A 20,923-nucleotide genomic window follows, 5' to 3' on the forward strand; every position below is an offset into this window, starting at 1 on the left:
TGGCAGACAACAGCAAGGGGGGCTCATGAGACGCAGGGCTGGATCAGTCCTCGCGGTGGCTTCGCTGTTCCTCGGCGTGCTCGCCGCCACTCCCGACGCACACGCGCGACCGGCCGCCGAAGCGGCCCCGCGGGCCGATAGCGGCGCGCTGTCCGTCTGGACCGCCGAGGTCACCGCGGCCCAGGTCCCGCTCCTGCTCCGGGCGGGCATCGACGGTCACGAACTGGGCGGGCGCGTCACCGGCGACAAGGCCGTGCCCGTCGAACTCGACCTCACCGCCGACCAGGCCCAGGGGCTGCGGGACCAGGGCGTACGCCTCACCGAGAAGCGCCTGCCCAAGGGCGTGCTCGAGCACACCCAGGCCGCCGGCGACGGCGTCTTCCGCCCGTACAGCGGGAAGAACGGCCTCCAGCAGGAGATCAGGGACACCGGACGGGCCCACCCGGGCCTGACGAAGGTGGTCTCCATCGGCAAGACCACCCGCGGCCAGGACATCCTCGCCATGAAGGTGTCCAAGAACGCCGCGAAGAGCCCCGACGGCTCCCGGCCCGCCGTGCTCTACATGGCCAACCAGCACGCCCGCGAGTGGATCACCCCGGAGATGACCCGGCGGCTGATGCACCACTACCTCGACCGCTACGGCAAGGACCAGCGGATCACGAAGCTCGTGGACTCCGCCGAGCTGTGGTTCGTGCTGTCCGCCAACCCCGACGGCTACGACTACACCTTCCAGAGCCCCGCCAACCGGCTCTGGCGCAAGAACCTCCGCGACAACGACGGCGACGGCAAGATCACTGCCCGCGACGGAGTGGACCTCAACCGCAACTTCCCCTACAAGTGGGGCTACGACAACGAGGGTTCCTCCCCCCAGCCGGCGTCCGAGGTCTACCGCGGCCCGGCCCCCGCCTCCGAGCCCGAGACCAAGGCCCTGGACGCCTTCGAGAAGCGCCACGCCTTCCGCTACGCCGTCAACTACCATTCCGCGGCCGAGCTGATCCTCTACGGCGTGGGCTGGCAGGTCGCCACCGCCACCCCCGACGACGTCCTCTACCGGGCACTGGCCGGCACCCCCGGCAAGCCCGCGATACCCGGCTACCGGCCGCAGGTCTCCTCCGAGCTCTACACCACCAACGGCGACGCCGACGGCCACGCGGGCAACGTCAACGGCACGATGATGATCACCCCCGAGATGTCGACCTGCCAGACGGCCTCCGCCGTGGACCCCGACGACCGCTGGAAGCCGGGCGACTGCCGCTCCATCTTCACCTTCCCCGACGACGAGAAGCTGATCCAGCAGGAGTTCGCGAAGAACGTCCCCTTCGCGCTCTCCGTCGCCGAGACCGCCGTACTCGGCGACCGTCCCGTCTCCGCCGTCGGCCTGAGCGCCCCCGACTTCACCCCGCACGCCTTCACCACCTCCTACGCGCGCGGCGGCCGGCAGACCGTCGCCGTCACCGCCCGCAAGAGCGTCGCCGACAAGCACCTGAACTTCCGGATCGACGGCGGCCGGACGCACACCGAGGAGCTCAGGGCCTGGGACGGCGGCGACCGCTACGGCGGCGAGGACAACATCCGCTTCGACCAGTACCGCGCCACCGTCGAAGGCGCCCGGCCCGGCTCCACCGTCAGCGTCTGGTTCACCGGCCGCACCCGGGAGGGCAGGGCGACCGCCAGCGAGCCCTTCACCTACACCGTCGCCGCCACACCCCGCGCCGACACCCTGGTCATCGCCGACGAGGGCGGGAAGAAGCCCGCGCACGACGCCGCCCTCTACACCAAGGCCCTCGCCGACAACGGCCGCAAGACCGTCGTCTGGGACGTCGCGACCAAGGGCGCACCCCCGGCGCTGGGCGTGCTCGGCCACTTCGACACCGTGCTGTGGTACTCCGGCGCCTCCCGCCCCGACGGCGCCACCCTGCTGGCCGTGCGGGACTTCGTCAACGAGGGCGGCAAGCTGATCACCGCCGGCACCGAGGCGGGCGGCGGCGTGCAGATCGGCGACGCCGACACCGACGACTTCAGCCAGTACTACCTCGGCGCGGACGACCGGCGCGCCCAGGCCGGTCCGACCCGCTTCACCGGTGGCGGCGAGCTCGCGGGCACCACGGCCGCCCTCGGCGCCGCCTCGGGCGCCGGCCCGCTGCGCAGCGCCGGCTCCTTCAGCCCCATCTCCGACGTCCTGCCGCCCGAGACCTTCCCGCTGTTCCGCAGCGCCGCCGCCGGCGAGTACACCCCGAAGGTCACTCCCCGTGACGGAGCGGGCGCGAAGGCGCGCTGGTCGGCGGCCGTCACTACGCGTGACACCGTGCTGCTGGGCTTCGGCCTCGAGAACGTCGCGGACGGTCGTGAACGGGCCGCGTTGGCAGGTGCCGCGCTGCGTGCCGTCGGCGGTTGACGAACCACCTCATACCGGGCGGCCTTCTTTGCTCGTTCGGGCCCCCGACCGCTCGTTCGATCCCAGTCGCCCGAAGGGTTTCGGCCCCGGGCCGCCAATGTCACGTACCTCCCCTGTTAGAGGTAGGGTCGGTGGTGGTCGGGGACATCCCATACACCCGCCGGCGGACAGTCCGGCACACCAACGAGGAGATCGGTTCGTGACGATCCGCGTAGGCATCAACGGCTTTGGCCGTATCGGTCGTAACTACTTCCGCGCGCTCCTGGAGCAGGGCGCGGACATCGAGATCGTCGGTGTCAACGACCTGACCGACAACGCCACCCTGGTGCACCTGCTGAAGTACGACACCATCCTGGGTCGCCTCAAGCAGGACGTCAGCCACACCGACGACACGATCACCGTCGGTTCCATGACCTTCAAGACGATGGCCGAGCGTGACCCGGCCGCGCTGCCCTGGGGCGAGCTGGGCGCCGACATCGTCATCGAGTCCACCGGCATCTTCACCAAGCGTGAGGACGCGGCCAAGCACCTGGCCGCCGGCGCGAAGAAGGTCCTCATCTCGGCTCCGGCCAAGAACGAGGACATCACCATCGTGATGGGCGTCAACCACGAGAAGTACGACGCGGCCAACCACCACGTCATCTCCAACGCCTCCTGCACCACCAACTGCGTGGCGCCGATGGCCAAGGTCCTCGACGAGACCTTCGGCATCGTCAAGGGCATGATGACCACGGTCCACGCGTACACCAACGACCAGCGCATCCTGGACTTCCCGCACTCGGACCTGCGCCGCGCCCGCGCCGCCGCGGAGAACATCATCCCGACCTCGACCGGTGCCGCCAAGGCCACCGCCCTGGTCCTGCCCCAGCTGAAGGGCAAGCTGGACGGCATCGCCATGCGCGTCCCGGTCCCGACCGGCTCGGTCACCGACCTGGTCCTGGAGCTGGACCGCGAGGCCAGCAAGGACGAGATCAACGCCGCCTTCCAGAAGGCCGCCGAGGGTCAGCTCAAGGGCATCCTCGAGTACACCGAGGACGCGATCGTCTCCTCCGACATCGTCAACTGGCCGGCCTCCTGCACCTTCGACTCCTCCCTGACCATGGTCCAGGGCAAGCAGGTCAAGGTCGTCGGCTGGTACGACAACGAGTGGGGCTACTCCAACCGCCTGGTCGACCTGACCGTCTTCGTCGGCGGCCAGCTCTGATCTTCGCCTGAACGACTGGCGTCACAGGCAACGGGATGTAGGGGACGGGGCTCGTACGACGCGATGAAGCGTCGCACGGGCCCCGTCCCATGACTGTCCCCCAGCTGCCGCTGGGCGGATCACGGAAGTCACCGGAGTCAACTGCATGAAGACGATCGACGAACTCCTCCAGGACGGTGTCGAGGGCAAGCGGATCTTCGTCCGCGCCGACCTCAACGTCCCCCTCGAGGGCACCACCATCACCGACGACGGTCGCATCCGCGCCGTCGCGCCGACGATCGCCAAGCTCGCCGAGGCGGGCGCCAAGGTGATCGTCGCCTCCCACCTGGGCCGTCCCAAGGGCGCCCCGGAGCCCCGGTTCTCCCTCGCCCCCGCCGCCGCGCGGCTCGGCGAGATCCTGGGCAAGCAGGTCTCGTTCGCCACCGACACGGTCGGCGACAGCGCGAAGGCCACCGTCGCCGCACTGGCGAACGGCGAGGTCACGCTGCTGGAGAACCTCCGCTTCAACGCGGGCGAGACCAGCAAGGACGAGGCCGAGCGCGGCGCCTTCGCCGATGAGCTGGCGGCCCTGGCCGACCTCTACGTCGGTGACGGCTTCGGTGCGGTGCACCGCAAGCACGCCTCGGTCTTCGACCTCCCGGCGCGCCTGCCGCACGCCGCCGGCGACCTGATCGCCACCGAGGTCGGCGTCCTGAAGAAGCTCACCGAGGACGTCGCGCGCCCCTACGTCGTGGTCCTCGGCGGTGCCAAGGTCTCCGACAAGCTGGGCGTCATCGACAACCTGCTGGAGAAGGCCGACCGCATCCTCATCGGCGGCGGCATGTCGTACACCTTCCTCAAGGCCAAGGGCCACGAGGTCGGCATCTCGCTGCTGCAGGAGGACCAGATCCCGGTCTGCCTGGAGTACCTGGCGCGGGCCGAGAAGCGCGGCGTGGAGTTCGTCCTCCCCGTCGACGTCCTGGTCTCCGCCGACTTCCCGGACCTGAAGACCAAGGCCCCGGCCAACCCGGAGCTCGTCGCCTCGGACGCCATCCCGGCGGACAAGGAGGGCCTGGACATCGGCCCGAAGACGCGTGAGCTCTACGCCTCGAAGCTCGCCGACGCCGGCACCGTCTTCTGGAACGGTCCGATGGGCGTCTTCGAGCACCCCGACTACGCGGGCGGCACCAAGGCCGTGGCGCAGGGTCTGCTCGACAGCTCCGCCTTCACCGTCGTCGGTGGTGGCGACTCGGCCGCGGCCGTGCGCATCCTGGGCTTCGACGAGAACGCTTTCGGCCACATTTCGACCGGCGGTGGCGCCAGCCTCGAGTACCTCGAGGGCAAGCCGCTCCCCGGCCTCGCCGCACTGGAGGACTGAACCACTGTGAGTGCACGTACCCCGCTGATGGCGGGCAACTGGAAGATGAACCTCAACCACCTCGAGGCCATCGCCCACGTCCAGAAGCTCGCCTTCGCGCTCGTCGACAAGGACTACGAGGGCACCGAGGTCGCGGTCCTGCCGCCCTTCACCGACCTGCGCTCGGTGCAGACCCTGGTCGACGGCGACAAGCTGAAGATCAAGTACGGCGCCCAGGACATCTCGGCCTACGACTCCGGTGCCTACACCGGCGAGATCTCCGGCGCGATGCTCTCGAAGCTCAAGTGCACGTACGTGGCCGTCGGGCACTCCGAGCGCCGCCAGTACCACGGCGAGTCCGACGAGCTCTGCAACGCCAAGGTCAAGGCCGCCTTCCGGCACGGCCTGACGCCGATCCTGTGCGTCGGCGAGGGCCTGGACGTCCGCAAGGCGGGCAACCAGGTCGCGTACAGCCTCGCGCAGGTCGAGGGCGGTCTGAAGGACATCCCGGCCGAGCAGGCCGAGAGCATCGTCATCGCCTACGAGCCCGTCTGGGCCATCGGCACCGGCGAGGTCGCCACCCCCGAGGACGCCCAGGAGGTCTGCGGGGCCATCCGCGGCAAGCTGGCCGAGCTCTACGGCCAGGAGCTCGCCGACAAGGTGCGCATCCAGTACGGCGGCTCGGTCAAGTCCGGCAACATCGCGGCGATCATGGCCCAGCCCGACGTGGACGGCGCCCTGATCGGCGGCGCCGCGCTCGACGCGGACGAGTTCGTCAAGATCGTGCGCTTCCGCGACCAGTAGCAACTATGACGACGGCCCCGCGCCGTCGTACCCTGTCGGGGCCGGGACCGGCGCAAACGCGCCCCCCGGCCCCGCAGCATTGTCCATCCGAGTCAGTCCGAGAGAGTTGGTCCAGCCGTGGTCATCGGGTTCTCGATCGCCCTCATCGTCTTCAGCCTGCTGATGATGATGCTGGTGCTCATGCACAAGGGGAAGGGCGGCGGCCTGTCCGACATGTTCGGTGGCGGCATGCAGTCCTCCGTCGGCGGATCCTCGGTCGCCGAGCGCAACCTCGACCGGATCACGATCGTGATCGGTCTGCTGTGGTTCGCGTGCATCATCGTGCTCGGACTGCTGATGAAGCTCGACAGCTGACATACCGTCGTATGAGCCGCCTATGATGGGGGCTTGCGTCCTTACGGCCGGTCTGTAACTCCTGCCACTGGACGCGCGTTGGGCCTTACGTAGACTGGGGCGCCCGCAGCGGAGCCGATCGAGGACCCCGCGGCGCAGCCGCTATCCGGCACAGTGCAGCACCATCACGCAGGGAGTTACGACCGTGGCAAGTGGCAACGCGATCCGGGGAAGCCGGGTCGGGGCGGGGCCGATGGGTGAGGCCGAGCGGGGCGAGTCCGCGCCGCGCCTGCGCATCTCCTTCTGGTGCTCCAACGGGCACGAGACGCAGCCGAGCTTCGCCAGTGACGCACAGGTGCCGGACACCTGGGACTGCCCGCGTTGCGGCTTCCCGGCCGGCCAGGACCGGGACAACCCCCCGGACCCGCCGCGCACCGAGCCCTACAAGACGCACCTGGCGTACGTCCGTGAGCGGCGCAGCGACGCCGATGGCGAGGCGATCCTCGCCGAGGCGCTCGCCAAGCTCCGCGGGGAGATCTGAGCGACGACAACGACACATCGTCAACGGCCCGGCCGCACACCCCTTCGCGGGTGTGCGGCCGGGCCGTCGCATGCCCGCCTGTGCCCGGAATGGGCGGCAGATCAATTAGGTTGGAGATCAGCGGGGCCGTAACGAGAAGAAGTGGGCTGATGTCCGAGATGAACGCAGAGGGCCGCACCCGGCTGGACCGTACTCCCGAGTGGAACGCTCTGGCCAAGCACCGGGACGAACTGGGCGGGACGCACCTGCGGGAGCTGTTCGCCGCCGATCCGCGCCGAGCCGAGACGTACACGCTCAACGTCGGCGACCTGCACCTGGACTACTCCAAGCACCTCGTCAACGACGAGACGCTGCGACTGCTGCGCGAACTGGCGACGTCCGCCGGCGTGGCCGGGCTCCGCGACGCCATGTTCCGCGGCGAGAAGATCAACACCACCGAAGGCCGCGCCGTGCTGCACACCGCGCTGCGGGCCCCCGAGTCCGCCGTCGTCGAGGTGGACGGCGAGAACGTCGTCCCCGCCGTGCACGCGGTGCTGCGCAAGATGCAGGTCTTCGCCGACCGGGTGCGCTCGGGCGCCTGGAAGGGCCACACCGGACGGCGCATCAGGAACGTCGTCAACATCGGCATCGGCGGCTCCGACCTGGGCCCCGCGATGGCCTACGAGACGCTGCGCGCCTACACCGACCGCGACATGACGTTCCGCTTCGTCTCCAACGTCGACGGCGCGGACCTCCACGAGGCCGTGCGCGACCTCGACGCCGCCGAGACGCTGTTCATCGTGGCCTCGAAGACCTTCACCACCATCGAGACCATCACCAACGCCACCTCCGCCCGCAACTGGCTGCTGGCCGAGCTGGGCGCCGGCGAGGACGCGGTGGCCAAGCACTTCGTCGCGCTGTCCACCAACGAGGCGAAGGTCGCCGACTTCGGCATCGACACCGCCAACATGTTCGAGTTCTGGGACTGGGTCGGCGGGCGCTACTCCTACGACTCGGCCATCGGGCTCTCCCTGATGATCGCCATCGGCCCGGACCACTTCCGCGAGATGCTGGCCGGCTTCCACCTCGTCGACGAGCACTTCCGCACCGCGCCGCCGGAGGAGAACGCCCCGCTGCTGCTCGGCCTGCTGGGCGTCTGGTACGGCAACTTCCACGACGCCCAGTCGCACGCGGTGCTGCCCTACAGCCACTACCTGTCGAAGTTCGCCGCCTATCTGCAGCAGCTGGACATGGAGTCCAACGGCAAGTCCGTCGACCGCGGCGGTCACCCCGTCAGCTGGCAGACCGGACCGGTGGTGTGGGGCACCCCCGGCACCAACGGGCAGCACGCCTACTACCAGTTGATCCACCAGGGGACGAAGCTGATCCCCGCCGACCTGATCGGCTTCGCCAAGCCCGTCGACGACCTCCCGCCGGGGCTGGTGGCCCAGCACGACCTGCTGATGGCCAACCTCTTCGCCCAGGGCCAGGCCCTCGCCTTCGGCAAGACCCCCGAGGAGGTCGCGGCCGAGGGCGTCCCGCCGGAGCTCGTCCCGCACAAGACGTTCCGCGGCAACCACCCGACCACCACGATCCTCGCGAGCGAGCTGACCCCGTCGGTGCTCGGTCAGCTCATCGCCCTGTACGAGCACAAGGTGTTCGTCCAGGGCGCGATCTGGAACATCGACTCCTTCGACCAGTGGGGCGTCGAGCTCGGCAAGGTACTGGCCAAGCGCGTCGAGCCGGCGCTGACGGAGGGCGCGGACGTGCCGGGGCTGGACGCGTCGACGGCCGCGCTGGTGGCGCGCTACCGCGCCTTGCGGGGGCGCTAGGCGCCTGGGCCCGGGCCGCACCGGCGTCAACGACAATGGGCCCCACTCCCTCCAGGGAGTGGGGCCCATTGGTGTTACTCGGCTCAGGGCGAAGCCGGCGGGTACAGGTCCCGGGGGAGCCTTGCCGCGGCCGCGGCGTCCAGGAGCCACAGCGTGCGCCGGGTCCCGTACGCCCCGGCGGCCGGGGCCTGGATCTCGCCCGCGCCGCTCAGCGCGAGCGCCACGGCGTTGGCCTTGTCCTCGCCCGCCGCCAGCAGCCACACCTCGCGGGCCGCCCGGATCGCCGGGAGGGTCAGCGAGACGCGCGTGGGCGGGGGCTTGGGGGCGCCGTGCACGCCGATGACCGTGCGCTCGGTCTCCCGTACGCCCGGCAGCTCCGGGAAGAGCGAGGCGACGTGGGTGTCCGGGCCGACGCCCAGCAGCAGGACGTCGAAGGCCGGCACCGGAGCGTGGTCCTCGGGGCGGGCCGCGGCGGCCAGTTCGGCCGCGTAGGCCTCCGCCGCCGCGTCCGCGTCGTCGTACGTGCCGTCCGCCGCGGGCATGTAGTGCACCCGCGCCGGGTCGAGGTCCACCGCGTCCAGCAGCGCCTCGCGCGCCTGCGTGGCGTTGCGCTCGGGGTCGCCCTCCGGCAGGAACCGCTCATCGCCCCACCACAGGTCCAGCCGCGACCAGTCGACCGCGTCCCGGGCGGGCGCCGTGGCGAGGGCCGCGAGCAGCCCGTTGCCGTTGCGCCCGCCGGTGAGGACGACGGAGGCCGAGCCGCGCGCGGCCTGGGCGTCCACGATCTTCGTGATCAGCCGGGCCGCCGCGGCCTGGGCCATCAGCTCCTTGTCCCGGTGGACGACGATCTGAGGCGTGCTCACTTGCCCGCCGCCTTCTTGCCGGAGGCCTTCTTCGCCGGGGCGGGCCGCTCCTCGGCCTGCTCGGCGGGCTCACCGGCGGGCTCCTCGGCCGGCTGCTCCCCGGCGGCCGGCGCGGCGGCCGCGGGCGTGGCCGGTACCGGCTCGCCGAGCCGCTCCACGCCGTACTTCAGGGCGGACTCGTAGATGAGGTCCGGGTCCAGCCGGCGCAGCTCCTCGGCGAGGAGCTCGGCGGTGTCGCGCCGCTTGAGTGCCACCGAGCGGTCCGGCTGGCCGCGCATGGAGAGCGTGGCCAGGGAGCCGTCGGGGCGGTCGAGGGTGATGACGCCGGCCCTGGTCTCCAGGCGGACGGCCGTCAGGCCGGGGCCGTCGGAGACGGTGCGGCGGGCGGTGACCCCGAGGCGGTCGGCGAGCCACATGGCCAGCAGCTCACCGCTGGGGTTGTAGCCCTCGCCCTCGACCTCGGCCGAGATGACCTCGACGTCCGGCTGCTGGTCCAGGGCGGCCGCGAGCATCGAGCGCCACGGCGTGATCCGGGCCCAGGCCAGGTCGGTGTCGCCCGGCGAGTAGTTCGCGGCGCGCGAGGAGAGCTCCGCGAGGGGGTCCTCGGCGGCGTAGGTGTCGGTGACCCGGCGCTGGCCGAGCGCGCCGAGCGGGTCCTTCTCCGGGTCGACCGGAGAGGCCACCGGCCACCAGACGACCACGGGGGCGTCCGGCAGCAGCAGCGGCAGCACCACCGACTGGGCGTGGTCTATGACGTCGCCGTACAGCCGCAGCACCACCGTCTCGCCGGCGCCGGCGTCGGCGCCCACCCGGACCTCGGCGTCGAGCCGGGCCTGGGCGCGGTCGCGCGGGGAGCGGCTGACGCGCTTGATGACGACGAGCTTGCGCGAGGGGTGCTCGCGGGAGGCCTCGTTGGCCGCCTTGAGCGCGTCGTAGGCGTGCTCCTCGTCGGTGACGATGACCAGCGTGAGCACCATGCCGACGGCGGGGGCGCCCAGCGCGCGGCGTCCCTGGACCAGGGCGTTGTTGATCTTGCTGGCCGTGGTGTCCGTGAGATCGATCTTCATGGCCGACGCCAGCTCCGTCCGTCTCGTGCGAGCATCTCGTCCGCCTCGGCCGGACCCCAGGTGCCGGCCGCGTACTGTGCGGGCTTGCCGTGCTTGTCCCAGTACTCCTCGATCGGGTCGAGGATCTCCCAGGAGAGCTCCACCTCGCGCAGGCGCGGGAAGAGGTTGGCGTCGCCGAGCAGCACATCGAGGATGAGCCGCTCGTACGCCTCGGGGCTGGACTCGGTGAAGGACTCGCCGTAGGCGAAGTCCATCGAGACGTCCCGGACCTCCATCGAGGTGCCGGGCACCTTCGAGCCGAACCGCATGGTGACGCCCTCGTCCGGCTGCACCCGGATGACCAGGGCGTTCTGCCCCAGCTCCTCGGTGGCGGTGTGGTCGAAGGGCGAGTGCGGGGCGCGCTGGAAGACGACCGCGATCTCGGTGACGCGGCGGCCGAGCCGCTTGCCGGTGCGCAGGTAGAAGGGGACGCCCGCCCAGCGGCGGTTGTCGATCTCCAGCTTGATCGCGGCGTAGGTGTCGGTCTTCGACTTGGGGTCGATGCCGTCTTCCTCGAGGTAGCCGACGACCTCCTCGCCGCCCTGCCAGCCGTGCGCGTACTGGGCGCGCACGGTCTCCTTGCCGAGGTCCTTGGGCAGCCGCACGGCGCCGAGCACCTTGGTCTTCTCCGCGACGAGCGCGTCGGCGTCGAAGGAGGCGGGCTCCTCCATCGCGGTCAGCGCCAGCAGCTGCAGGAGGTGGTTCTGGATGACGTCACGGGCGGCGCCGATGCCGTCGTAGTAGCCGGCGCGGCCGCCGATGCCGATGTCCTCGGCCATGGTGATCTGCACATGGTCGACGAAGGACCGGTTCCAGATCGGCTCGAAGAGGGTGTTGGCGAAGCGGAGGGCCAGGATGTTCTGGACCGTCTCCTTGCCCAGGTAGTGGTCGATGCGGAAGACCGCCTCGGCCGGGAAGACCTCGTGGACGATCCGGTTGAGCTCCTGGGCGCTCTTCAGGTCGTGGCCGAAGGGCTTCTCGATGACGGCGCGCCGCCAGGTGCTCTCCGTCTGCTCCGCCAGCCCGTGCTTCTTGAGCTGCTGGACGACCGTGGGGAAGAACTTCGGCGGCACCGACAGGTAGAAGGCGAAGTTGCCGCCCGTGCCCTGCGCCTTGTCGAGCTCCTGGATGGTCTCCTTCAGCGTCTCGAAGGCCTGGTCGTCGTCGAAGTCGCCCTCGACGAAGCGGCAGCCCTGCACCAGCTGCTGCCAGACCTCCTCACGGAAGGGGGTGCGCGCGTGCTGCTTGACCGCGTTGTAGACCTCGTGGGCGAAGTCCTCGTCGGCCCAGCTGCGGCGGGCGAAGCCGATCAGGGAGAAGCCCGGCGGCAGCAGGCCTCGGTTGGCCAGGTCATACACAGCGGGCATCAGCTTTTTACGGGACAAATCGCCCGTGACGCCAAAAATGACCAGGCCCGACGGCCCCGCGATACGCGGGAGCCGTCGGTCCAGAGCGTCACGCAGCGGATTGCTGCTGCTCAATTCATGCCTCCGGAGCGAGGCGCTTGAGCTCCGCCTCAGTGGACTTCAGAAGGTCGTTCCACGCCTGCTCGAACTTGTCGACGCCCTCGTCCTCGAGGAGCTGGACGACCTCGTCGTACGAGATGCCCAGCTTCGCGATCGCGTCGAGCTCGGCCTTGGCCTGCTCGTACGTGCCGCGCACCGTGTCGCCGGTGATCCGGCCGTGGTCGGCGGTGGCCTCCAGGGTGGCCTCCGGCATGGTGTTCACCGTGTTCGGCGCCACCAGCTCGTCCACGTACAGGGTGTCCTTGTAGGCCGGGTCCTTGACGCCGGTCGAGGCCCACAGCGCACGCTGCTTGTTGGCGCCGGCCTTCTCCAGGGCGGCCCAGCGGTCGGAGGAGAAGACCTCCTCGTACGCCTGGTAGGCCAGGCGGGCGTTGGCCAGCGCCGCCTTGCCGCGCAGCTCCTTGGCCTCGTCGGTGCCCAGCGCGTCCAGACGCTTGTCGATCTCGGCGTCCACGCGGGACACGAAGAAGGACGCGACCGAGTGGATCAGGGACAGGTCCAGGCCCGCGGCCTTGGCCTGCTCCAGGCCGGTGAGGTAGGCGTCCATCACCGCGCGGTAGCGCTCAAGGGAGAAGATCAGCGTGACGTTGACGCTGATGCCCCGGCCGATGACGTCGGCGATGGCCGGCAGACCCGCCTTGGTCGCCGGGATCTTGATGAGGGTGTTGGGGCGGTCCACCAGCCAGGCCAGCTGCTTGGCCTCGGCGACCGTGGCGCGGGTGTCGTGTGCCAGGCGCGGGTCGACCTCGATGGAGACCCGGCCGTCCTGGCCGTCGGTGGCGTCGAAGACCGGGCGCAGGATGTCGGCGGCGTCGCGGACGTCGGCCGTGGTGATCATGCGGATGGCCTCGTCGACGGTGACCTTGCGGGCCGCGAGGTCGGCGAGCTGCTGCTCGTAGCCCTCACCGCTGGAGATCGCCTTCTGGAAGATCGACGGGTTGGTCGTGACGCCCACGACGTGGCTCTGGTCGATCAGTTCGGCCAGGTTGCCGGACGTGATGCGCTTGCGGGACAGGTCGTCGAGCCAGATCGCGACGCCTTCGTCGGAGAGGCGCTTGAGTGCGTCTGTCATGAGTTCGGCTCCTACTTGATGGTGTGTGCGGCGTCAGCGGCGGTTGGCGTCGGCGATCGACTCGCGGGCGGCCTCGACCACGGCCTCGGAGGTCAGGCCGAACTCGCGGTAGAGCACCTTGTAGTCCGCCGAGGCGCCGAAGTGCTCCAGCGAGACGATGCGGCCGGCCTCGCCGACGTAGCGGTGCCAGGTCAGGCCGATGCCCGCCTCGACGGCCACGCGGGCCTTGACGTCCGGCAGCAGCACGCCGTCGCGGTACGCCTCGTCCTGCTCCTCGAACCACTCGACCGACGGCATCGAGACCACGCGGGTCGGGATGCCCTCGGCCTGCAGGACCTCGCGGGCCTCGACGGCCAGCTGGACCTCGGAGCCGGTGCCGACGAGGATCACCTGCGGGCGGCCGCCCTCGGCCTCGAACAGCACGTAGCCGCCCTTGGCGACGCCCTCGTTGGCCTCGTAGGTCGGGACGTTCTGGCGGGTGAGGGCCAGACCGTGCGGCGCCGGGTGGGTGGTGTGACGCTTGGTGATCTCGCGCCAGGCGATCGCCGTCTCGTTGGCGTCGGCCGGGCGGACCATGTTCAGGCCCGGGATGGCGCGCAGGGCGGCCATGTGCTCGACCGGCTGGTGGGTCGGGCCGTCCTCGCCGAGGCCGATGGAGTCGTGCGTCCACACGTAGGTGACCGGCAGCTTCATCAGCGCGGCCAGGCGGACGGCCGGGCGCATGTAGTCGGAGAACACCAGGAAGGTGCCGCCGTAGACGCGGGTGTTGCCGTGCAGCGCGATGCCGTTCATGGTCGAACCCATGGCGTGCTCGCGGATGCCGAAGTGGATCGTGCGGCCGTAGGGGTTCGCCTCCGGGAGGGGGTTGCCCTCGGGGAGGAAGGACGACGACGCGTCGATCGTGGTGTTGTTCGAGCCCGCGAGGTCGGCGGAGCCGCCCCACAGCTCGGGGATCACGCCGCCCAGCGCCTTGAGGACCTCGCCGGACGCCTTGCGGGTCGCGACGTCCTTGCCGGCCGGGAAGACCGGGATGGCCTTCTCCCAGCCGTCGGGCAGCTCGCCCGCGCTGATGCGGTCGAAGTCGGCGGCGCGCTGGGGGTTTGCCTCGCGCCACTCCTGGATCCGCTTGTCCCAGGCGGCGTGGGCCTCGCGGCCGCGGTCGACGACCTTGCGGACGTGGGTGAAGACCTCGTCCTCGACCTGGAAGTGCTGCTCGGGGTCGAAGCCCATCACGCGCTTGGTGGCGGCGACCTCGGCCTCGCCGAGCGCCGAGCCGTGCGAGGCCTCGGTGTTCTGCGCGTTCGGGGCCGGCCAGGCGATGATCGTGCGGGCCGCGATGATCGAGGGGCGCTCGGTCTCGGCCTGCGCCGCCTTCAGCGCCGCGTACAGCGCCTGGACGTCGAAGTCGCCGCTGGCGGCCTGCTCGATGCGCTGGACGTGCCAGCCGTAGGCCTCGTAGCGCTTGAGGACGTCCTCGGAGAAGGCGGTCTCGGTGTCGCCCTCGATCGAGATGTGGTTGTCGTCGTACAGGGCGACGATGTTGCCCAGCTTCTGATGACCGGCCAGCGAGGACGCCTCGGCGGAGATGCCCTCCTCCAGGTCGCCGTCGGAGACGATCGCCCAGATGGTGTGGTCGAAGGGGGACTCGCCCTTCGGGGCCTCCGGGTCGAACAGGCCGCGCTCGTAGCGGGCGGCCATGGCCATGCCCACCGCGTTGGCGATGCCCTGGCCCAGCGGGCCGGTGGTGGTCTCCACGCCGCGGGTGTGACCGTGCTCCGGGTGGCCCGGGGTCTTGCTGCCCCAGGTGCGGAAGGCCTTCAGGTCCGACAGCTCCAGGCCGTAGCCGGCCATGAAGAGCTGGACGTACAGGGTCAGGCTGGTGTGACCGGGGGAGAGGACGAACCGGTCGCGGCCGGTCCAGCCGGCGTCGCTGGGGTCGTGCCGCATCAGCTTCTGGAACAGCAGGTAGGCGGCGGGCGCCAGGCTCATGGCCGTGCCCGGATGGCCGTTGCCGACCTTCTGCACGGAGTCCATGGCCAGGACGCGGGCGGTATCGACGGCCCGCTGGTCCAGTTCGGTCCATTCGAGGTCTGTGGTGGTCGGCTTGGTGCTCACCCTCGGATCAGGGCTCCTCTCCACATGTTCAATCTGCCGGGGGCGGTATTGCCCGCCACGACGCGGCGAAGTCGAGCCTACCCCCGCCTGGACACGCATTTTTTCGACGAACAGTCGGGCTCATGGGCACTCAAATGAGTGCCCGCAATTGATCGTCGCCCCCGGCAACCTCCTCGGCTCGGCAAAGATTCCCGCCATGGCGTGGCGGCCCTTCTCCCAGCCTGCCGGGCGCCGCCCGAGCCCGCCTGTCGAACACGACCGATCTGCCGGATTCGGCCACATGCGATCCGGCGGCGTGGCGGCCGCAAGATCCGGTGGCGCGGCGGCCCCAACACGACCCCACCCCGGCGGAGGAGGGGCTCACCCCTGCGTCTAGAGTGGCTTGGTACGCGCAAGCCTTCACCCGGGACAACCCGCCCGGACGCGCTTGCTGGCCTTATCTCTGTCAGGGGTGTGCGTGACGGCCGTCGAAACCCGTCCTGCGGGGGTGCTCGCCGAGGCCCCCGGTCACCGGCCGTTCGGGGCCCGTGTCAAGGCGTTCGTAGCACTGACGAAGCCGCGCGTCATCGAGCTGCTGCTGATGACGACGGTGCCGGTGATGTTCCTCGCGGCCGAGGGCGTCCCCGACCTGTGGCTCGTGCTGGCCACCTGCATCGGCGGCTACCTCTCCGCCGGCGGCGCGGGCGCGTTCAACATGTACTACGACCGCGACATCGACGCGATGATGGACCGTACGTCCCAGCGTCCCCTCGTCACGGGCATGGTCTCGCCCCGTGAGTGCCTGGTCTTCGCCTCCGCGCTGACCGTCGGGTCGACCGCGTGGTTCTGGTTCCTGGTCAATCCGCTGTCGGCCATGCTCTCGCTCGGCGCCTCGGTGTTCTACACCGTCGTCTACACGATGATCCTCAAGCGGCGTACCGCGCAGAACATCGTCTGGGGCGGCATCGCGGGCTGCCTGCCGGTCATCATCGGCTGGTCCGCGGTCAAGAACGAGGTCTCCTGGGCCTCCCTGATCCTCTTCCTCGTCATCTTCTTCTGGACGCCGCCGCACTACTGGCCGCTGTCGATGAAGGTGAAGGACGACTACGAGCGCGTCGGCGTGCCGATGCTGCCGGTCGTCGCGGGCAACAAGGCCGTGGCCAAGCAGATCGTCCTCTACAGCTGGGTGATGGTCGCCGTCTCCCTGCTGCTCACCCCGCTGGGCTACACCGGCTGGTTCTACACCGTCGTCGCCGTCGTCTGCGGCGCGTTGTGGCTGAAGGAGGCGCACGCGCTGCAGGCGCGCGCCAAGGCGGGTGTCACGGGCGCGAAGCTCAAGGAGATGCGCCTGTTCCACTGGTCGATCACCTATGTGTCGCTGCTGTTCACCGCCGTGGCGATCGACCCCTTCCTGCGCTAGTCCCGCGCCGCGGCCGCCGATCTCACCGACGGGCGGTCCGGGTGGCCAAAGCCACCCGGACCGCCCGTCGCCGTTTGGGCTACTCGTCGGTAGCATCCTGGCCATGGCAGACAACAAGCAGGCAGCGGCCCACCCCAAGCAGGCGGCGAAGCTGGCCAAGCAGATCACGGCCTTCGCCAAGAGCCACGGCGGCGCCGCTGAGGGCCAGCTCGCCCACATCGCCCGCGGCACCACCCGCATCGCCCTGGTCGGCGCCAACGGCGAGTGGGGCAACCTCGTGGCCGGCTCCTACGAGACCGCGCGGCAGGCCGCCGAGATCGCCGGCATCACCCTCCACGACGACTTCGACGGCGAGCTCGCCGCCAAGGTCCGCACCGGCCCCTACGAGTGGTCGCGGATGGCCGGCATCCAGATCGGCGGCCCCTCCAACGGCCCCGCCGATAACTGACGGCCCCCTCGCCCGTTAGACCCACCGGGAGCGGCGCCGCGCGCCGCGCGGTGGGGGACGGGCGAGGAGGCGGCATGGACGGCCTGACCGGGGGCATACCGCCGCTCGTCGACCAGCACAGCCACGGCGCCGTCCACGGCGACGTGGGCCTGGGGGAGTTCGAGACCCGCCTCGCCGAGGCCGCGGGCGCCACCGGCCCCGCACCGCCCGGCACCACCTTCTTCGACAGTCGCGCGGGCCTGGCCGTACGCCGCTGGTGCCCGCCCCTGCTGGGCCTCGAGCCGCACTGCGCGCCCGTGCGCTACCTCGCCAGACGCCGCGAACTGGGCGCCTACCGCGCCGGTCGGCTGCTGCTGCGCGGCGCCGGCATCGGCACCTTCCTGCTGGAGTCCTCCGCGTCCGGCGGTCTCACCTCGCCCGCCGAGCTGGCCCGCGCCGCCGACGGCCGCGCCCACGAGGTCGTCCGGCTCGAAACGCTCGCCGCCCGCGTCGCCGACACCGCCGGCGGCGCGGACCTCTTCCTCGCCCACGTGGCCGAGGCGCTCTACGCCGCCTCCGGCACTGCCACGGCCTTCGCCTCCGGCGTCGCCTCCTGCGACGACGCCCCGCCGCCGGCCGCCGAGGTGCGCGCGGCGGCCGGGCGCTGGCTGCGCGCCCGCCGCCCGGGCGAGACGCCCGGCGACCCGGTGCTCGGGCGGTACCTGCTGTGGTGCGCGGCCGCCACGGGCCTTCCCGTCCAGCTGCACTGCGCCGACCCCCGGCGGCTGACGGGCTTCCTGCGGGCGATGGCGGGCCGGGGCGTGGACCTGGTGCTGCTGCCGGACCCCTGGCACCGGCGGCAGGCCGCCCGGCTCGCCGCCGTCTTCCCGCACGTCTACGCGGACGTCGGCGCCCGGCCGGAGGAGACCCTCGGCGAGGCGCCGTTCGGCAAGCTGTTGTTCTCCACGGGCGCCCGGGGGCTGGCGGAGCTCTATGTGGTGGCCGCCCGGCTCTTCGTACGGGCCATGGAGCGGCTCATGGGCGACTGGGTCGCCGACGGCTGGTGCCGGGCGGCGGAAGCGGGACGCATCGCCTCGCTCGTGGCCGCCGGCACCGCGCGCAGGATCTACCGGCTGGACGCCGCCACGGGCTGACCGCCGGCCACGGCCTCGTGCTCCCCGGAGGGCGCCGGCACCGCCGCCGCCTCGCCGCGCTCGCGCAGCGACAGGAACACCCGCAGCACCGCGATCCACACCAGGCAGGAGCCGAACATGTGGACGCCGACGACGAACTCCGGCGAGTCGTTGAAGTACTGCACGTAGCCGATGACGCCCTGGAGCATCAGGACGACGAACAGCTCGACCACCCGGCGGCGCGGCACGGCCGGCGCCTTCACGGCCCGCAGCACGAACCACAGGGCGACGGTCAGGCCGATGACGATGTAGACGAAGTCGACGTGGAGCTGGGTGACCTCGCGCCAGTCCAGCGGGATGCGGTGGACGTCCTTCTTGGCGTCGCCCGCGTGCCGGCCGGAGCCGGTGACCACGGTGCCGACCACGATCAGCAGGGCGCTCGCGACGACCAGCACCCAGCTCAGCTGACGCACCGGCCCGGCCACCAGGTCGCGCGGCTCGTCGTCGCCCTCGCCCGAGCGGTGCCACATCACCACGGCCACCGTCAGCAGCGCGGTCGCCGCCAGGAAGTGCGCGGCGACGATGTACGGGTTGAGCCCCGTGAGCACCGTGATGCCGCCGATGATGCCGTTGCTCGCGATGAGCCAGAACTGCGTCCAGCCCAGCCGGGTGAGGGGACGGCGGCGCGGGGCACACGCGCGTGCCGCGACGATCGCCACGCCGACCACCGCGCACAGCACGTAGGTCAGCATGCGGTTGGTGAACTCGATGATGCCGTTGACGCCCATCTCCGGCGTCGGCGTCAGGCTGTCCTCGGTGCAGGTCGGCCACGTCGGGCAGCCGAGCCCGGACTGGGTGAGCCGCACCGCCCCGCCGGTCACGACGATGATCACGGCCATGACGACGCAGGCCAGCGCCGCCCGGTGGACGAAGCGGGCGGACGGCTGCCAACGGTCGGCGACCATCTGGAGGGGGTTCAGCGTTTTCGGCACGAGAGTCATCGTAAGGGTGTGCTTGTGCACGGATTCACGAGGGGCCCGTCCGGCCGCCGGCGCGCCCTGATCCCGGGGGGATCACTCCCAGCGGAAGAACCGGCCCGCCGCGCCCAGGCCGAGGACGGCCCACGCGGCCAGGACGCCCAGGTCGGCCCAGGGCATGCCCGCGCCGTCCCGCAGGACGTCCCGCAGGCCGTCCGAGAGCGCCGCGATGGGCAGCAGGGCGAGCACCGACTGGGCGGCGTCCGGGAACTTCTCCAGCGGCACGATCACCCCGCCGCCGACCAGCAGGAGCAGGAAGACGAGGTTGGCCGCGGCCAGCGTCGCCTCGGCCCTGAGCGTGCCGGCCATCAGCAGGCCGAGCCCGGAGAACGCCGCGGTGCCCAGGAGGAGCAGCAGCAGGACGGCCAGGGGGTTGCCGTGCGGGGACCAGCCGAGCGCGAAGGCGATGGCCGTCAGCAGCGTGACCTGCAGGACCTCGGTGACCAGCACCGAGCACGTCTTGGCGGTCATCAGCGCCCACCGGGGCAGCGGCGAGGCGCCGAGCCGCTTGAGCACGCCGTAGCGGCGCTCGAAGCCGGTCGCGATGGCCTGTCCGGTGAACGCGGTGGACAGCACGGCGAGCGCCAGCACGCCGGGGGCCAGGAAGTCGACGGCCTTGCCCTCGCCGGTGTCGACGATGTCGACGGTGCCGAACAGAAGCAGCAGGAGGGAGGGGATGATCACCGTCAGCAGCAGCTGCTCGCCGTTGCGCAGCAGCATCCGGGTCTCGAGCGCGGCCTGGGCGCGGATCATCCGACCGAGGGGGGCCGCGCCGGGCTTCGGCGCGAAGGTACCGGTCGCGGTCATCCGCGCAGCTCCTTACCGGTGAGTTCCAGGAAGACGTCCTCGAGCGTGTGGCGCTCGACCGTTATGCGGTCCGGCATCACGCCGTGCTGGGCGCACCAGGCGGTCACCGTGGCGAGCAGCTGGGGGTCGACCCGGCCGTTGACGCGGTAGGTGCCCGGGGTCGGCTCCACGGCGGCGGAGTCGGCGGGCAGGGCCTTGAGCAGCGAGGCGAGGTCCAGGCCGGGGCGGCCGCTGAAGCGCAGGGTGTTCTCGGCGCCGCCGCGGCACAGCTTCTCGGGGCTGTCCTGGGCGACGACCTTGCCGCCGTCGACGATGGCGACGTCGTCGGCCAGCTGTTCGGCCTCGTCCATGTAGTGGGTGGTGAGCACGACGGTCACGCCGTCGGTGCGCAGCTCGCGCACCAGCGCCCAGGTGGCGTGGCGGGCCTGCGGGTCGAGGCCCGCGGTCGGCTCGTCGAGGAAGACCAGCTCGGGGCGGCCGACGACGGCCATGGCGAGCGAGAGGCGCTGCTGCTGGCCGCCGGAGAGCCGGCGGTAGGTGGTGCGGCCGCAGTCGCCCAGCCCGAGGCGCTCGATCAGCGCGTCGACGTCCAGGGGGTGGGCGTGCAGGGAGGCGGTGTGGCGGAGCATCTCCTCGGCGCGGGCGCCGGCGTAGATGCCCCCGCTCTGGAGCATCACGCCGACGCGCGGGCGCAGGGCGGCGGAGTCGGCGACGGGGTCGAGCCCGAGGACGCGGACGGTGCCGGCGTCGGGGCGGCGGTAGCCCTCGCAGGTCTCGATGGTGGTGGTCTTGCCGGCCCCGTTCGGGCCGAGGACGGCGGTGACGCCGCCGGTCGCGACGGTCAGGTCCAGACCGTCGACCGCGGTCTTCGACCCGTACCGCTTGACCAGGCCGTGGACCTCGACCGCGGGCTCTTCATGCATGCCGGAAGTGTACGGAGGCCCGGCCCGCGCCAGGCCCGGCGGGGTGGACGCTTAGGTGACCCTAAGTGATCAAAGCCACCGTTCCGTGATC

General features: G+C 71.2%; 17 protein-coding genes and 1 pseudogene. 10 read left to right on the forward strand and 8 right to left on the reverse strand.

All coding sequences use genetic code 11. From position 1 onward, the window contains the following. Window positions 1–25 precede the first annotated feature (25 nt). The 7 genes and pseudogenes from J1792_RS10205 to pgi all read left to right on the forward strand — a co-directional run. Window positions 26–2,302 (forward strand): annotated as a pseudogene (locus J1792_RS10205) (M14 family metallopeptidase); the annotation flags it as partial. Window positions 2,303–2,594: 292 nt separating this feature from the next. Further along, window positions 2,595–3,599, forward strand: a complete 1,005-nt coding sequence (gap, locus tag J1792_RS10210) for a type I glyceraldehyde-3-phosphate dehydrogenase (protein ID WP_086569484.1) — start codon at window positions 2,595–2,597, stop codon at window positions 3,597–3,599. A 145-nt stretch (window positions 3,600–3,744) separates the two neighbouring features. Then, entirely contained in the window at window positions 3,745–4,956 is a 1,212-nt protein-coding gene (locus tag J1792_RS10215; protein ID WP_086569482.1) for a phosphoglycerate kinase, read from the forward strand. A 6-nt stretch (window positions 4,957–4,962) separates the two neighbouring features. After that, a complete protein-coding gene (tpiA, locus tag J1792_RS10220) occupies window positions 4,963–5,739 on the forward strand; it encodes a triose-phosphate isomerase (RefSeq protein WP_086569480.1) in 777 nt (258 codons plus the stop codon). Window positions 5,740–5,856: 117 nt separating this feature from the next. After that, window positions 5,857–6,093: a preprotein translocase subunit SecG gene (gene secG, locus J1792_RS10225; RefSeq protein ID WP_107431054.1), complete on the forward strand. Its 237-nt coding sequence runs from the start codon at window positions 5,857–5,859 to the stop codon at window positions 6,091–6,093. Between the two features lie 232 nt (window positions 6,094–6,325). Further along, window positions 6,326–6,613, forward strand: a complete 288-nt coding sequence (locus J1792_RS10230) for an RNA polymerase-binding protein RbpA (protein WP_004002138.1) — start codon at window positions 6,326–6,328, stop codon at window positions 6,611–6,613. Between the two features lie 158 nt (window positions 6,614–6,771). Further along, complete coding sequence (gene pgi, locus J1792_RS10235; RefSeq protein ID WP_207247754.1) at window positions 6,772–8,424, forward strand: glucose-6-phosphate isomerase; 1,653 nt, start codon at window positions 6,772–6,774, stop codon at window positions 8,422–8,424. Between the two features lie 83 nt (window positions 8,425–8,507). Here the strand turns inward: pgi and pgl are convergent, their stop codons facing one another. From pgl to tkt, 5 genes are read right to left on the reverse strand one after another with little or no spacing between them, the layout of a single operon-like run. Further along, complete coding sequence (pgl, locus tag J1792_RS10240; RefSeq protein ID WP_086569477.1) at window positions 8,508–9,287, reverse strand: 6-phosphogluconolactonase; 780 nt, start codon at window positions 9,285–9,287, stop codon at window positions 8,508–8,510. After that, window positions 9,284–10,354, reverse strand: a complete 1,071-nt coding sequence (gene opcA / locus J1792_RS10245; protein ID WP_086569474.1) for a glucose-6-phosphate dehydrogenase assembly protein OpcA — start codon at window positions 10,352–10,354, stop codon at window positions 9,284–9,286. The genes pgl and opcA overlap by 4 nt, the downstream gene beginning before the upstream one ends. Beyond that, on the reverse strand, window positions 10,351–11,874 hold the full coding sequence (gene zwf / locus J1792_RS10250) for a glucose-6-phosphate dehydrogenase (protein ID WP_086569472.1): 1,524 nt from the start codon (window positions 11,872–11,874) through the stop codon (window positions 10,351–10,353). The genes opcA and zwf overlap by 4 nt, the downstream gene beginning before the upstream one ends. Before the next feature lies 1 nt (window position 11,875). Further along, window positions 11,876–12,991, reverse strand: coding sequence for a transaldolase (tal, locus tag J1792_RS10255; RefSeq protein ID WP_086569470.1), 1,116 nt, complete (start codon window positions 12,989–12,991; stop codon window positions 11,876–11,878). Between the two features lie 33 nt (window positions 12,992–13,024). Further along, on the reverse strand, window positions 13,025–15,106 hold the full coding sequence (gene tkt, locus J1792_RS10260; protein ID WP_086569469.1) for a transketolase: 2,082 nt from the start codon (window positions 15,104–15,106) through the stop codon (window positions 13,025–13,027). A 457-nt stretch (window positions 15,107–15,563) separates the two neighbouring features. On the opposite strand from tkt, the gene J1792_RS10265 reads away from it, so the two are divergent. From J1792_RS10265 to J1792_RS10275, 3 genes are all read left to right on the forward strand, one after another. Then, window positions 15,564–16,505: a heme o synthase gene (locus J1792_RS10265; RefSeq protein WP_086569467.1), complete on the forward strand. Its 942-nt coding sequence runs from the start codon at window positions 15,564–15,566 to the stop codon at window positions 16,503–16,505. Between the two features lie 103 nt (window positions 16,506–16,608). Continuing rightward, window positions 16,609–16,953, forward strand: coding sequence for a hypothetical protein (locus J1792_RS10270; RefSeq protein ID WP_086569465.1), 345 nt, complete (start codon window positions 16,609–16,611; stop codon window positions 16,951–16,953). Between the two features lie 74 nt (window positions 16,954–17,027). Next, window positions 17,028–18,086 (forward strand): amidohydrolase, encoded by a 1,059-nt coding sequence (locus J1792_RS10275; protein WP_086569463.1) that lies wholly within the window; start codon window positions 17,028–17,030, stop codon window positions 18,084–18,086. Here J1792_RS10275 and J1792_RS10280 read toward each other — a convergent pair. From J1792_RS10280 to J1792_RS10290, 3 genes are all read right to left on the reverse strand, one after another. Next, window positions 18,059–19,057 carry a COX15/CtaA family protein gene (locus tag J1792_RS10280; protein WP_086569461.1) on the reverse strand — a complete coding sequence of 333 codons (999 nt, stop codon included), beginning with the start codon at window positions 19,055–19,057 and terminating at the stop codon, window positions 18,059–18,061. The genes J1792_RS10275 and J1792_RS10280 overlap by 28 nt on opposite strands. Before the next feature lie 81 nt (window positions 19,058–19,138). After that, the gene (locus J1792_RS10285; RefSeq protein ID WP_086569459.1) at window positions 19,139–19,909 is read right to left on the reverse strand and encodes an ABC transporter permease; all 771 of its coding nucleotides are present in this window, start codon (window positions 19,907–19,909) and stop codon (window positions 19,139–19,141) included. Further along, window positions 19,906–20,832, reverse strand: coding sequence for an ABC transporter ATP-binding protein (locus J1792_RS10290; RefSeq protein ID WP_086569457.1), 927 nt, complete (start codon window positions 20,830–20,832; stop codon window positions 19,906–19,908). Before J1792_RS10290 ends, J1792_RS10285 begins: the two co-directional genes overlap by 4 nt. Window positions 20,833–20,923: the final 91 nt, after the last annotated feature.

This window comes from Streptomyces triculaminicus (assembly GCF_017349075.1).
Taxonomy (GTDB): Bacteria; Actinomycetota; Actinomycetes; order Streptomycetales; family Streptomycetaceae; genus Streptomyces; species Streptomyces triculaminicus.

Coding starts and splice junctions, on each gene's coding strand:
- J1792_RS10230 (WP_004002138.1), top strand. CDS start 6,326: ATGGGTGAGGCCGAGCGGGGCGAGTCCGCGCCGCGCCTGCGCATCTCC.
- J1792_RS10270 (WP_086569465.1), top strand. CDS start 16,609: ATGGCAGACAACAAGCAGGCAGCGGCCCACCCCAAGCAGGCGGCGAAG.
- J1792_RS10290 (WP_086569457.1), bottom strand. CDS start 20,832: ATGCATGAAGAGCCCGCGGTCGAGGTCCACGGCCTGGTCAAGCGGTAC.
- J1792_RS10285 (WP_086569459.1), bottom strand. CDS start 19,909: ATGACCGCGACCGGTACCTTCGCGCCGAAGCCCGGCGCGGCCCCCCTC.
- J1792_RS10275 (WP_086569463.1), top strand. CDS start 17,028: ATGGACGGCCTGACCGGGGGCATACCGCCGCTCGTCGACCAGCACAGC.
- J1792_RS10215 (WP_086569482.1), top strand. CDS start 3,745: ATGAAGACGATCGACGAACTCCTCCAGGACGGTGTCGAGGGCAAGCGG.
- pgi (WP_207247754.1), top strand. CDS start 6,772: ATGAACGCAGAGGGCCGCACCCGGCTGGACCGTACTCCCGAGTGGAAC.
- opcA (WP_086569474.1), bottom strand. CDS start 10,354: ATGAAGATCGATCTCACGGACACCACGGCCAGCAAGATCAACAACGCC.
- tal (WP_086569470.1), bottom strand. CDS start 12,991: ATGACAGACGCACTCAAGCGCCTCTCCGACGAAGGCGTCGCGATCTGG.